This window comes from Streptomyces sp. NPDC058459 (assembly GCF_042721685.1).
Classification (GTDB): domain Bacteria; phylum Actinomycetota; class Actinomycetes; order Streptomycetales; family Streptomycetaceae; genus Streptomyces.
Genome location: NZ_JBHXLV010000006.1, coordinates 37,760 through 51,077, shown reverse-complemented (window position 1 = coordinate 51,077; position 13,318 = coordinate 37,760). Strand labels below are relative to the sequence as shown.

10 protein-coding genes are annotated in these 13,318 nt (G+C 72.7%); 1 reads left to right on the top strand and 9 read right to left on the bottom strand.

Annotation, left to right across the window (positions count from 1 at the left end):
- From ACFWN1_RS02745 to ACFWN1_RS02725, 5 genes are all read right to left on the bottom strand, one after another.
- Nucleotides 1-3,498, bottom strand: coding sequence for a lipopolysaccharide biosynthesis protein (locus ACFWN1_RS02745; protein WP_384357433.1), 3,498 nt, complete (start codon nucleotides 3,496-3,498; stop codon nucleotides 1-3).
- A complete protein-coding gene (locus ACFWN1_RS02740; protein ID WP_384357431.1) occupies nucleotides 3,491-4,291 on the bottom strand; it encodes a polysaccharide deacetylase family protein in 801 nt (266 codons plus the stop codon). The genes ACFWN1_RS02745 and ACFWN1_RS02740 overlap by 8 nt, the downstream gene beginning before the upstream one ends.
- Nucleotides 4,288-5,289, bottom strand: a complete 1,002-nt coding sequence (locus ACFWN1_RS02735) for a glycosyltransferase family 2 protein (protein WP_384357429.1) — start codon at nucleotides 5,287-5,289, stop codon at nucleotides 4,288-4,290. Before ACFWN1_RS02735 ends, ACFWN1_RS02740 begins: the two co-directional genes overlap by 4 nt.
- On the bottom strand, nucleotides 5,286-6,104 hold the full coding sequence (locus tag ACFWN1_RS02730) for a glycosyltransferase family 2 protein (protein ID WP_384357427.1): 819 nt from the start codon (nucleotides 6,102-6,104) through the stop codon (nucleotides 5,286-5,288). The genes ACFWN1_RS02735 and ACFWN1_RS02730 overlap by 4 nt, the downstream gene beginning before the upstream one ends.
- A 375-nt stretch (nucleotides 6,105-6,479) precedes the next feature.
- Nucleotides 6,480-6,926, bottom strand: a complete 447-nt coding sequence (locus tag ACFWN1_RS02725) for a hypothetical protein (protein ID WP_384357425.1) — start codon at nucleotides 6,924-6,926, stop codon at nucleotides 6,480-6,482.
- 276 nt (nucleotides 6,927-7,202) lie between these two features.
- On the opposite strand from ACFWN1_RS02725, the gene ACFWN1_RS02720 reads away from it, so the two are divergent.
- Nucleotides 7,203-7,997 (top strand): SGNH/GDSL hydrolase family protein, encoded by a 795-nt coding sequence (locus tag ACFWN1_RS02720; RefSeq protein ID WP_384357423.1) that lies wholly within the window; start codon nucleotides 7,203-7,205, stop codon nucleotides 7,995-7,997.
- Nucleotides 7,998-8,085: 88 nt separating this feature from the next.
- On the opposite strand, the gene ACFWN1_RS02715 is transcribed toward ACFWN1_RS02720, so the two are convergent.
- From ACFWN1_RS02715 to ACFWN1_RS02700, 4 genes are all read right to left on the bottom strand, one after another.
- A complete protein-coding gene (locus ACFWN1_RS02715) occupies nucleotides 8,086-8,256 on the bottom strand; it encodes a hypothetical protein (protein ID WP_384357421.1) in 171 nt (56 codons plus the stop codon).
- Between the two features lie 211 nt (nucleotides 8,257-8,467).
- On the bottom strand, nucleotides 8,468-10,189 hold the full coding sequence (locus tag ACFWN1_RS02710; protein ID WP_384357419.1) for a nickel transporter: 1,722 nt from the start codon (nucleotides 10,187-10,189) through the stop codon (nucleotides 8,468-8,470).
- Nucleotides 10,186-11,565 carry a tetratricopeptide repeat protein gene (locus ACFWN1_RS02705; RefSeq protein WP_384357417.1) on the bottom strand — a complete coding sequence of 460 codons (1,380 nt, stop codon included), beginning with the start codon at nucleotides 11,563-11,565 and terminating at the stop codon, nucleotides 10,186-10,188. The genes ACFWN1_RS02710 and ACFWN1_RS02705 overlap by 4 nt, the downstream gene beginning before the upstream one ends.
- 101 nt (nucleotides 11,566-11,666) lie before the next feature.
- Nucleotides 11,667-13,202: a DUF4331 domain-containing protein gene (locus ACFWN1_RS02700; protein ID WP_384357415.1), complete on the bottom strand. Its 1,536-nt coding sequence runs from the start codon at nucleotides 13,200-13,202 to the stop codon at nucleotides 11,667-11,669.
- Between the last annotated feature and the right edge of the window lie 116 nt (nucleotides 13,203-13,318).

The window sequence follows — 13,318 nt, the reverse complement described above, 5'->3', positions numbered from 1 at the left end:
TCAGCTCAAGGTGAGGAACCGCTGCACCAGCGAGGCCAGCACCACCGCCAGCAGCGGCAGCGCGAACCAGAACGAGCCCTGCAGCCGGCGCAGCCGCCCCACGCTCGGCCGGCCCGCCACCCGGATCACCTCACGCCCGGCCAGCAGCAGGATCAGCACCCCGGCGGCCAGCGCCCCCATCACCGACCACGGCGTCCAGGTGATCCGCGGCCCGACCGGACCGGGGTCCGGCTCGGGCACCGGCGCCGACCCGCCCCCGCGCAGCGCGTACACGGCCGCGTCCTCGTTCACCAGCACCTTGGACAGCTCGCGTCGGCCGTCCAGCGTCCGGTTCAGCCGGGACTCCCACGTCGCCGGATAGCCCGCGTCCAGCTCCAGATAGCGGACCTGGCTCTCGTTGACGATCAGATACGAGTTCGGCCCCGCGTCCTTGAGCGCCTTCACCAGCCCGGACACCAGCACCGGGTCACCGGGCGCGAGCGTCGGCACATAGCTCACCCGCTCCATGTCCCGCGCCCCCCAGGGGAGTGCCGGAGTCACGTCGTTCACCGTGTCCGTGGTCAGCCACAGCAGCCGTACCGTCGGCTTGTCATGGGCGTACACCCAGTCCATCGCCGCGACCTCGCCGGGCCGGGTCCGCTCGAACGGCTCGTTGCCCCAGCGGGCCACCAGGAACCCGCCGATCAGCAGCAGCCCCGCCAGCAGTGCGGCCGGCGCGGCCAGGCCCACCCGGTCCCGCTGCCGTTCCTCCAGGGTCACCCCGGTACGCGGGAACAGAGCGAGCGCGCCCAGCAGGGCGGCACCCGGCAGCGCGAACATGAAGACCCGCAGCGCCATCTCACCGCCGTACGACTGCATGCCGAAGCCCAGGAACGGGACGAACGCCAGGACCGGCAACGAGCGTTCGCGGTAGCCGTGCGCGCGCCGCCGCCACCAGCCCCAGCAGGCCAGCGCCAGCACCGAACCGGCCAGCAGCACCCGCGTGTACAGCACCAGCTTATGGGTCGAACTCCCGCCCTCGATACGGCCGGAGACCGAGGTCGACACATTGCCGCCGACCCCGCCGAGCCCGCCGAACAGCTCGTCGAAGTGCCCCGACCAGTACGGCTCGGCCATGAAGCCGACCCACACCGCCACCACCACCGCGAACAGCAGCGGCAGCCCGCGCAGTTCGCACCGGCCGAGCAGCACCAGCGCCGTGAGCACCCCCAGCATCACGAACGGGGTCAGCTGATGCGCCGGGACACACGCTAGGAACAGGGCGATCAACACCAGCAGCAGCACCACCCGTTGGCGCCGGTCCGTGGGCTCCACCTCGGCCTCGCCGGGCCGCGACCGGGTCCAGATCATGCGCGGGGCCCGGAACCACACCAGCAGGACCGCCGTGAACACCAGGTACAGCAGATAGGTGAAGCCCTGCGGGGAGAAGTAGTCCTGGCCGACCCAGCCGCTCAGCGCGAACAGCCACACCCCGGTCCAGCGGGCCCGCCAGCTCGCGCGCAGCGACCGGGTCAGCAGGAACATCGGTGCCAGATAGGCGAGTTGGATGGCCGTCGGCCACCAGCGGATCACCTCGGTGAAGTCGGACACCCCGCACGCCTTCGCGGCGAACGCGGTCACCGCGAAGAAGCCGGGCCAGCTCCAGCGGGCGTCCAGATCGGGCACGGTCGAGCCGGTGCGGTCGAGATGGTCCAGGAAGCCCAGGTGCTGCCAGGCCGTGGGGAACCTCGGCGCGCTCTCGATCACGGCGGGCAGCGCGTGCAGCGAGACCACCGTCGCCACCAGGGTGAGCAGCAGCAGCACCCGGTGTTCCCGGCGCGCCCACAGCAGCGCGGCGAACACCGTCACCAGCAGCGCGGCTCCGGCCAGCGTCGGCGCCGGCAGCACCGAGATGAGGCCGAGGCCGCCCATCCCGTCCAGGTCGGCATCGGTCAGGCGCAGCGCGGGGACCCAGTAGAGAAGCAGCGCGGCGACGAGGAGGCAGCCGAGGACCGGACCGGGGCGGGTCAGGGTGCGGCGGGGCGCGGGGCTCTTCGCGGGCGGCGGCTCCTCCGCCGGCGGGACCGCGGCCGAGGACACCTGCTCCGCCCCCTTGACCCAGGACGGCGCCGGCCGGGCCGCCTCGCGTGGGCCCAGGTCGGCCAGGTCGCCGTCCGGGGCCGGGGTCACCGGGCCGGGCCGGATGATCTGCCACAGGCGGGGCGCCGCGACGGCCACGATCACCGCCAGGCTGGAGATCTCCGCGACCCCGGCCCCGGTCAGCCCCATCCGGGGCAGGAGCAGCAGCGTCAGACCCAGCACCAGGACACACAACAGCCCCTGGAGCCAGGCGAGTCCGGCGGTCCGGCTCTGTGCCCGGAGCACCGCGAAATACGTCTCCATCACCACCCGCAGCACTGCGCCGACCGCGAACCAGCGCAGCAGCGGGGTCGCCGCGTCCGCGTACCCCGCACCGAACACGCCGAGTATCCAGGGGGCGCCGACGAAGAGGACGCCCGCGACCGGCAGCATGATCCGGGCCATCCGCTTCAGCGCCGCCCGGGTGTTGGCGGCCAGCCGCGCCGGGTCGTGCGAGCCCTCCACGGTGAGCGAGGCGCCCATGTTGATGGCGAGCAGATTGGTGGTGCCGCCGATGGTGGTGGTGATGTAGAAGTACGCGTTGTCCTCGGCGCTGACCTGCGCGGCGATGATCACCGGGACGAGGTAGACCACCCCGAGCGAGAACAGCGAGCCGGTGTAGTCGCCCGCCAGGAACCGGCCGATCTCCCGCAGCGTCGGCGGACGCGAGCGCCCCTCGGTGGCGGCCGTGTGCCGGGGGACCAGCCGCCGGAACACCAGCCAGCCCAGCGGGAGCACCGAGGTGGCGATGGCCGCGCCCCAGGACACGAACACCCCGGCGGCCGGCACCGCCACCGCCAACGCCACCAGCAGCCCCAGCTTCACCGCCGAGAACACGGTGTTGCCCACCGGCACCCAGGGCGCGCTGCGCAGCCCGGTCAGCACCCCGTCCTGGAGGGTGAGCACGTTCCATGCCACCACCGCCGCGACGAAACCGAGCCCGCCCACCGGCCCGTGCAGGAACCGGTACGAAGGCCCCCACACGTCCAGCGTCAGCAGGAACACCCCCGCCGCCACCGCCACCACCAGCGAACTTCCGGCATAGACACGGAAGATGAGCCGGGCCGTGGCACGCCCCGCGACCGGGATGAACCGGGCCAGGGCGCCCGTCAGGGTCACCGCGGTCAGCCCCGCCAGGAGCTTCATCGCGGCGATGGCGGCCGAGCCCTGCCCCACCGCCGACTCCGAGTAGTAGCGCGCCGCCGCCAGCCAGAAGCCGAGACCGAGGACGGCGGAGATGCCGGTGTTCAGCATCAGCGCGTAGGCGTTGCGGAACAACGGGCTGCCGCCGGACGCGCGGCCCAGTACGGGCAGTCGCGGGCGGCGCCCCGGCGCGGACACGGCCGGGGCGGCCTCTTGGGCGGTGGTCGTGTCAGACACGGGAGCGAAGGGCCTTCCGGCAGACCTGGCGTGCTCTGCGCACGAGTGCGTATCCCTTGGTCAGCGCCCGGTCCTTCGCGAAGTCCCGGGCGACGAAACGGCTTTGGAGCAGCCGCTCGAACTCTTTCACGCCCGTGACCCGCCGTACGGTGACCCGTCTGAGCGCGTACGGACCCTGCGCGCGCCAGGCCAGCGTGTTGCCGACCGCCAGCGCCTGGGTGTACCCCGCCGTGCGCACGGCCTGGCGGACCTGACGGCTGGAGTAGCCGTAGGGGTAGGCGAACGACACCGGGTGCGCGCCCAGTTCGTCGGTGAGGATGCCGGTGCTGTGCGCCAGCTCGGCGGCCAGCGCGGTGTCGTCCAGCTGGTCGAGCTGGGGGTGGCTGTGGCTGTGGCCGCCGATCTCCACACCGCCGGCGGCCAGTTCGCGCACCTGGTCCCAGTCGAGCATGGCGTCCGGGCCGCCGCCGGTGTCGTGAGGACCCCTGATCCAGCCGGTGGAGGTGAACAGGGTGGCTGGGAAGCCGTGCTTGGCGAGCACCGGCAACGCGTGCCGGTGGACGCCCTCGTAGCCGTCGTCGAAGGTGATCAGCACCGGCCGGGCGGGCAGCGGGCGCCGGTGGCGCCAGTGCGCCGCGAGCGTCGCGGTGGTGAGCGGGGTCAGGCCCAGGTCGCCGATGAGCGCCATCTGCTCCGCGAACGCCCGCGGCGCGACCGACAGCGCGCGGGTCGCTCCGTTGGGCGCGGCCGCCACCGAGTGGTACATCAGGATCGGTACCGGCGTCCCGGTCATCCGCCCACCTCCACCGGCGGCACCGCGAACCGGGTCCCGCCGCGCCGGGCGCGCACGCTGCCGACGGCATAGCCGCCGGCCGCGCCGAGCACGCCCGCCACGATCGCGCCCGCGCGCCCCGCGCCGCCCGGCCGGGCGAACAGCGCGTCCCGCAGCCCGCGCACGATCCCGGCGGGCAACACCCGTGTGGCGTAGCGGCGTTCGGACTCCAGCCCCTTCGCCGCGCCCACACTCCGGGCCACCAGAGCCTTGGACAGGCCCTCGGCGTACGTCCGGGTGCGGAAGTAGGCGAACCGCTCACGGGCCTCGGGCACCCGGTGGTGGATCACCGCGCGGTCGTCGATGAGGAGCACGGCGTCGGGGCGGGCCCGGCTGAGGCGGATGCACAGCTCCGTCTCCTCGCAGCCCAGCGGGCGCCGGTCGCCGTCCCGGCCGATCCCGGTGGCGAACCCCCCCGCCACCTCGAACGCGGCACGCCGGAAGGAGGCGTTGCCGCCCAGCACGTTGCGCACCCGGACCCGGCCGGGCGGCAGGCCACGGTAGGTGCAGCCCACCACCCAGTCGAACTCCTCCGGGAACCAGGCCGGCCGCCGCCCCGACGCCCACACGGGCTCGGTCCGGCCGCCGACCGCCAGCACACGCGGGTCGGCGTACCCCTCGGCGAAACGGCGCAGCCAGTCCCGTTCGGCCACGGCGTCGTCGTCGAGGAAGGCGATCACCTCGCCCCCCGACGCGGCGACCCCGGTGTTGCGGCCCGCTGACAGGCCCCGCGGACCGGCGTTGGGCAGCACCCGGACCGGGCCGCCCGGTTCCTTGTACTGGGCTTCCTTGTACTCGGCGGCCAGCCGGTCCAGCAGGGCGGCGTTGTGGTCCACCACCAGCAGGGTCTCCAGCGCCGGATGGGACTGGGCGCCCACCGAGGCGACCGCCGCGAGGATGTCCTCCCAGCGGTCCTCGGTGTACACACAGATCACGACGGAGATGTCCGGCGCGGTCAAGACGCCGCTCCCCGCCGGGAGTCGGTCAGCGGTGAGCGCCTTCCCCGGCGCAGCGCACGGCGGTTGGAGCGCTCCTGGAGGATCACTCTGAGCACCCGCAGCCCGTCCCGCACGGCGCGCAGATTGCTCGTGCCGTGGATGCGGAGGTACTCGTGGCTGGGGATCTCCTGCACCTTCAGCCCGGCCTTGACCACTCTGATGTTCATCAGCGTCTCGACCTCGAAGCCGGTGCAGTCCAGGTCGATCTTGTCCAGGCAGTGCCGCCAGAAGGCGTTGTAGCCGTAGCAGAGGTCGGTGTAGCGGGCGCCGAACTTGCGGTTGACGACCGTGCACAGCGCCCAGTTGCCCAGCTTGCGGATGAAGGTCATGTCGTCGGTGCCGCCGCCGTTGGCGAAGCGGGAGCCCTTGGCGAAGTCGGCGCCGGAGACCAGCGCGGAGACGTAGGAGACGATCTCGGTGCCGTCGGCCGAGCCGTCCGCGTCGACCATCACGATGATGTCGCCGGAGGCCGCCTCGAACCCGCTGATCAGGGCGTCCCCCTTGCCCTTGCCGCGCTGGGCGACGACCTTCACTCCCGGCCACAGCGAGCGGGCCACCTCCACGGTGTCGTCGCTGGAGTTTCCGTCGACCAGGACCACTTCGTGGACCCAGTCCGGCAGCGTCTTGAAGACGTACGGCAGGTTCTCCGCCTCGTTCATGGCGGGGATGACCACGCTCACCGGCGGCGTGATCGCCAGATGCGAGGAGATGGGCCGGTACTGGGCCGAGAGCAGCGGCTCGTGGTCCGGACCCGGCGTGCGCAGAACAGAACTCATGACAGTGGTCCCTCTCGTCCGGTGGACCGCCCGCCCCCGGGCGGCCCGGCTGTGTTTCCGGTTCGAAAGGGGGGTTCCCGTCCCTGGTCGCGGCACGGCGACACACACGCCTGGCCGGAGAAGACGAGCTGGCAAAGCAGACCGGGCCCCCACGGGTTCAGGGACAGCCGGTCGCGCGGCACGGCCCGGTCACCTGGTACGGCCACCGGGCACGGCACCCCCCTACCGCGCCTCACCCCGGTCCGTCACGGCTCCGAGCCCTCCCCTGAACCGTATGGCGGCGGACCGACGCGGGTGAGATGTACGACGGTATTGACGATAGAAGCAGAATCGCAAGACCTGGACATGTTCCTCACGATTCAGTTGGTTCGGCCGTTACGAAACTTCGGCCTGTTTCCCTCCCCCCGGCGGCCGTTCCCGCGCACCCGGCCGCTGTCGCACATGGACGGCCAGCAGGAGGAGCAGGCTCAGAACGGCCACGGCGACGATCCCACCGGTCACCGACCAGCGATGCACGGTCAGCATGGCCTGGACGAGCAGCATGTCGACCGCCACCGCGCCCGCGAGCGCGGTGATCAGCCGGCCGAAGGGGTCCAGCCCGCGCAGCGCCAGGGCGATGCCCAGGGCGGGTGCGGCGAGCAGGAAGAACAGCGCGCACGGCCCGCGCAGCGGTGAGCCGGAGTCCATGAGCGCGAGCAGCGCGCCGCACGCGGCGGTGCCGGTCGCGGCTCCGGCGAGCAGTGCCGACAGGTCCCTCCCCGGACCCGCCCGCTCTCTGCCTTCACCATCTGCCGTGGATCTGTTGCCAGTTGAGGACCGCATGGGCCGACTTTGCCCCCCGACGCGCCGGATGCCGGGCTTCAATGTGGCCCAGCAGCTCCGAGGCCGTCAAGACGACCTCTGTCCCCGCACCCCTTCTGGGGCGATGAGCTCCAACCCGGCTACGTCATGTGCTATGTGGCGAGTCGTCAGCCAAGGTGAGCCATGCCCGCGACGCGCGGAATGTCGGGCGCGAAATAGTTTTGGCATGGACACTTCCCGTCAACGCGCGTAGCTGCTACCACAGTTGTGGCAGACATCCTGCTAAAGGGAGGTTCCATGAGACGTAACCGAATTGCGGCATACGTGGCTTCACTCCTCCTCGCCACCGGCTTCACCTTCGCCGGCGCCGGACAGTCGCAGGCCGCCACCGGCGGCTATGTGGCGCTCGGCGACTCCTACTCCTCGGGAGTCGGAGCCGGCAGCTACATCAGCTCCAGCGGCGCCTGCGACCGCAGCACCAAGGCGTACCCCTACCTGTGGAACGCCGCGCACGGACCGTCCTCGTTCGCCTTCAACGCCTGTTCGGGCGCCCGCACGGACGACGTGCTCTCCGGCCAGCTCGGCTCGCTCGACGCCGCCACCGGCCTGGTGTCCATCACCATCGGCGGCAACGACGCCGGCTTCGCCGACGTCATGACCACCTGCGTCATCCAGTCCGACAGCGCCTGTCTGTCCCGGATCAACACCGCCCGCGCCTACGTCGACTCCACGCTGCCCGGCAAGCTCGACGCCGTGTACGACGCGATCAGCGCCAAGTCCCCCTCCGCCCGCGTGGTCGTCATCGGCTACCCGCGCTTCTACCTCCTCGGCCAGAGCTGCCTCGGCCTCTCCGGGACCAAGCGATCCGCCATCAACAGCGCCTCCGACTACATGAACAACGCCATCCAGAAGCGCGCCCAGGCCCACGGCTTCGTGTTCGGCGACGTCCGCACCACCTTCACCGGCCACGAGATCTGCTCCAGCGACTCCTGGCTGCACAGCGTCAGCTGGACCAACATCGGCGAGTCGTACCACCCGACCGCGGCCGGACAGTCCGGCGGCTACCTCCCGGTGCTCACCGACGCCGCCTGAGCCACCCGGTCCCCTCGGGTGAACCCGTCAACAAGAGCCGTACGGGACTCACTCGCGCGAACGAGATATCAGCGGGTGCCCCGGACATTCAGGGTGTGCCCGAGGGTGAAGCGGAGGCCCCGTCCGACGGGGTCTCCGTCGTCTCGTCGCACGTCACGGTGAACGGCACCTCGTCCGACGTGACCCGCACCGGCTCGCGTACCTCCACGCCGACCACGTTCCCCGGCGTGCCGTCCTCGTCGTTCGTCCGCACGGCCACCCGCGCCCGCCTCGTCTTCCCCCTCGCCCTCCGGGAACGACAGCGTGCGCCACTCCTCGCCCTCGAGAGAGCCGCGCCTCAGCTTCCACCGGTAGCGCACCTCGTCTGGCAGCAGGCCCACGGTGCGGCCTCTCGGCGTAGGCGCGCCACACCGTGCCCATGCAGCCCTCGCCCAGCGGGGACAGCAGACGGTATTCATGAACGAAGCAGCTCAGCCGAGGGCCGTCGCGACCCCCTTGAGCATCAATCCGGCGCCCAGGACCAGTACGGCCAGTGCCGAGGCCAGAGGGATCGTGCGGCGGAGCAGCGCGGCCAGGGGGTGCGCCCCGCGCGCCGGGTCACGGTCCAGGAGCCGCCCCGCCACCGAGCCGAGCCGCACCACGGCGAAGCCGGCCGCCGTGAGCGTCAGGGCGAGACCGGTGCCGTACGCCACGACCAGCAGGAGACCGAACCACGCCTGCCCGAGCGCCGCCGCACCGACCAGTACGACCACGGCGGAGGGGCTGGGGACGAGGCCGCCCGCGAAACCGAGCAGGATCGTGCCCTTGAGGGTGGGGGCGGTGGGGTGGGAGTGGGTGTGGCCGCCGTGGGTGTGGACGAGGGTGTGTTTGTGGGGGTGCGGGTGGGGGTGGGAGTGCCCGTGCTCGTGACCCTGGCTGTGCCCATGGCCGTGCCCGTGCCCGTGCCCGTGCCCGTGCCCGTGACCCTGGCTGTGGACGTGGTTGCGGGTGGGGGCGTCGTCGTGGGAGTGGCTGTGCTGGTGGTGGTGGTCGGGCCCATGGGGTCCGTCACCGTGGCCGCCCCCCACCAGTGCCGGCGCACGTACCTCCACTTCCTCCGCCCCGGCGTGACCGCCGCCGGACTCCGGGCCGTGCTCGTGGTCGTGCGTGTGCGCGGCCTCGGCCGCCCGCACCCGCCAGGCCCGGCGTACGAGGTTCGCGCCGGCGCCGAGGACCAGGGCGCCGCTGGCCACTCCCAGCCAGGCCACCACCGAGGGCGTGGCGGCGGAACCTGCCGTCACGAGCAGGCCCAGCGCTACCACGCCGAGGGTGTGGGTGACGGTGACCGAGGCCGCCAGCGGGAACACGTCCCGCATCCGGGCCCGCCCACCGCGAGCGGCGGCGGCGGCGGCCATCAGCGTCTTGCCGTGCCCCGGCGCGAGCGCGTGGGCCGCGCCCAGGCCGACCGCGATGAGCAGCGCGAGCGTGGCGAAGCCGAGGGTGAGGTCGCGCCGGGCGACCAGATCGTTCAGGGCCTGGGTCCAGCGGTCGGCGCCGCGCGGCAGCACCGAGGCGCCGGGCGCGTCCCGTTCCGCGGCCAGAGCGGTGCCGCCCGGCCGGAGCGTGAGGCGGGCGGTGGAGGTGTCGGCGGGAGAGGACAGCAAGTCGGCCGGGTAGGTGGTGAGTTCACGCGAGACGGACTTCCGTGGCACATCGGACCGGCTCAGCGTCATGCGGTCGCCGCGCGCGGTGATCTCCCGCCACCCCGGCCCGGAGGACACCCCCGCGCCACGGAAGCCGACGCGCACCGACGCGCCCTCGGGCAGCGGGGCCGACTCCGCGCACTCCAGGCGCAGGGTGTCCAGCCCCGCCTGGCCGGGCCGCAGCATGGCCCGCGCGGAGGAGACGGTGAGCGCGACCCGGCGCCCGTCCACGGTGACCTCGCTGCCCCGCGCCGCCTCGGCACAGCGCAGCCCGGCCCACCGGGCGGTGCCGAGCCGTTCCAGCTCCGGCTTGGCCTGCGTCGCCGGGATCTCCGCCAGGTCCTCCACATGGGTGACCCGGAGCTGTCCGGGGGCGGCGACCAGGCCGTCGTACCGGTTGACGGTGAAGTTGCCCAGGGGATGCGCGTCCGCCGCCTGGGCGGGGCCGAGCAGCACGGCGCAGGCACCGGCGAGGACGGCGAGGGAACGGTGGAGCCGCACGAGCCTCACTCGGCCGCCCCCAGCGCCTTGCGGGCCTCGGCCGCGCCGAGCGGGGAGAAGCCGGGGTTCAGTTCCAGTGCCGCCGTCAGCGAGGCCCGGCCCTCCTTCGCGTGGCCGGTGGCGCGTTCGATCACACCCCGGTGGTAGAGGAAGGCGGCGTTGCGGTAGCCGGTGGCGGTGGCCTCGCGGGCGTGCGCCAGCGCCTCCGTGTCGTGACCGCCCCTGTGCAGCGCCCAGGCGAGGGCGTCGGCCGTGTGGACGGTGTGCCTGCGGGCCCACTCGGCGCGGGCCGCGCGCAGGGCGGCCGCCTTGTCCCCGTGGTCGGCGGCGGCGAGCGCGGTGTCGAGGTCGGCGTCGACCCCGTTGGCGCGGGCCAGCGCGATCCACGCCTGGACCAGCGTGTACTGCTCGCGCGCCTTCTCCCGGTCGCCGGTGCCGCCGCGGGCCTCGTACAGCTCCCCGAGCGCGACCAGCGGGCCGGGCAGCGGTGCGCGGGCGACCAGCGCCTCGAGTCCCTTGATCGCCGGACCGCGCTGCCCGCTCGCCGCCTGGGCGCGGGCCCGGCCCTCCAGTGCGGGGAGGTAGGTGTCGTCGGCGGCGAGGGCGCGGGCGTAGAAGGTGAGAGCGGTCCTGTAGTCGCCCTGGTTCCAGGCGAGCTGGCCGAGCTGGCTGGCCACGTAGGCGATGTCTCCGGGGGAGGCCGCGCCGGTGAGCGCCTGCTGGAGGACGCGCCGGGCCGTGGTGACGTCGCCGCGCAGCTCGTGGACATAGGCGTACCGGGTGAAGACGGGGGTGCCCGGCCTGCGCGCGTCGGCGGTGTCGGCGGCTCGTGCCGCCTCGCTGTAGCGGCCGAGTTCCACCAGGGCGTCGATCCGGGAGCACAGGGCGCGTTCGTCGTAGGGGTCGCGCCTCAGGACACGGTCCGCGTCGGCGAGGGCGCCCGTGAAGTCGTGGCGGGCCGCGGCGAGGGCCGCGCGTCCGGCCAGCGCCTTGTCGTTGCCGGGCGCGAGGGCGAGGGAGCGCTCCAGGGCGGCCTGCGCCTGCGGGTACCGGGCCGGGTCGCCCTTGGTGCGGGCCTGCTCCACATAGGCGAGGCCGAGCGTGGCCCAGCCGTCGTGGTCCCTGGGCTGCGCCTTCAGGTGGGTCTGGAGCGCTGCGACGGCCGCGTCCGGGTCGCCGCCCGCCAGCGCGCCGGGGTCCATGGCGGCGGCGGAGGCCGGAGCCACCCGCCCGCCGTCCCGGGCGGCCCCGAACGCGACCGCGCCGCCGGTCAGCGCGACGGCCAGCAGCGCGGCGGAACACACCCGCCACGCCGTCCGGCGGCCCCGGACGCGACCGCCCGGCGTGCCGCCGCTCTCCTCGTCACTACTCGTACGCGGGCCCATCGCCCTCTCCTGGTTGCCTGATGGTGGTCGGGGGGAAGACCGGCGCGGCCCGCCGTGGGGGAAGGGGATACGGGCCGTGCCGGTCGTCTGGGGGGGTGTCGTCAGTACGCGCGCCGCATCCGGCGGCGCCACCAGCCGACGACGGTGCCGAGCAGCAGGATTCCGGCCGCGCCCGCTGCCGCCGAGCCAGCGACCAGCGTGGTGTTGTCCGTGCCGCCCGCCGCCGAGGCAGGGCTCAGCGCGTCACCGAGCTGGCTCTTCACATCGGCGCCCGCGGTCGTGCCCTTGGCCAGCGCGCCCCGCGAACCCTCCGTGGGCTGGGCCACGTAGGGGAAGGTCTTCTCGAACTTCTTGTCGTTGGCGTCGACCGCGTCACCCAAGTCGTTCTTGGACCCCAGGAGTTCACCCTCGACGACCTGGAGGGCCTCGTCGATCACGTCGTCGGTGAGCCGCCGCCCGTTGGGGAAGCCCGCGGTGTCACCGTCCAGCACACCGAGCCGCTTGGGGTGCATGGCGGGCTTGATCGAGGTGTTCAGCCGCAGCTGCTCCGAAGGACGCACGTTCGGGGGCTGGTTGAGCCCCTTGACGCCCTTGAGGAAGACGTCGACCAGGTCGTTGCGCGGCTCGGCGGGGGCGTCGATCTTGTAGATGCCCTCGATGAGCTTGGGCAGCTCGGGGTTGGTGACGTTCTTCAGGAACTGGGCGTCGTGCGAGGGCTTGGACGCGTTGAACCGGTCCTTGTCGCCCTGCGGGTTGACCACCTCGTTGACCAGCGGGTTCCCGAGGCGGGAGACCTGGCTGTAGTAGCCCTGCGCGTTGCGGCGCTGGGTGGTGGACCAGATGCCGACGACCGGCTGGCCCGCCGACTGGCGGATCAGGTCGTTGGGGACCTGGAGGGCGATCGTGTTGACGTTGTAGCCCTTGAGGGTGTCCCGGCCGACCTCGCTGAGGTTGCCGCCGTACAGCAGGTCGAAGACGCGGAGGTCCAGGAAGAACGGGTCGTCCGCCTGCCCCGCGAAGGTCGCCGCACCACCCGCCGTCCTGTACACGGCCTGCGAACGGAGCTTGCCGTAGTCCGGCATGGACGCCTTGCCCACGTTGGACGGCGCCACCGGCACATCGTCCGCCACCTTGGTCCGGGACATCGCGTGGCCGCCCTTCAGGCGGACCAGTTCGAGGTCGTAGGTCTGGGTGATGTTGAGGTCGGGGTCGTCCAGGCTGGTGACGGGGCCGGTGTTGTACAGGAACGTCTTCTTGTTCTTCGTCCTCGTCTTGAACGTGTAGCGGAAGAGGAGGTCGTCCTTGGCGTCGCCGTCGCTGTCGATGTGGAGGTCGTACTGCGCGTCGTCCGCGAAGGTGTAGAAGTTCGGGCCGCCCGCCGGCTCCTCGAACGGTATCCAGTCGGCCACGATCGTCGTCGTGTCCGGCTTGTCGGGGCTGACGAACGCGTACAGGTCCGTGTTGTCGTACTGCGGGGTGCCCGAGATGAGCGGGGCCTCCCGGTGGGAGGAGGCGGAGGCCGCCCCCGGCTCCAGCGTCGCGGCACCGGCGGCCGCGAGCCCACCGGCGGCCAGCGCGCCGCAGATGAGCGGGACCAGCCCGTTGCGTGCCGTACCGCTTCTGGCGAAGAGAGTCATGCCGTCCGTCCTCGAATCCGACTTGCTTGACGGACGGGTATACGGAGCGACCGGCCGATCCGGATTGGCCGCGGAGGAACTTTCTTTTTCCGGTTTCCGACCCGCGTTTTCGGCCC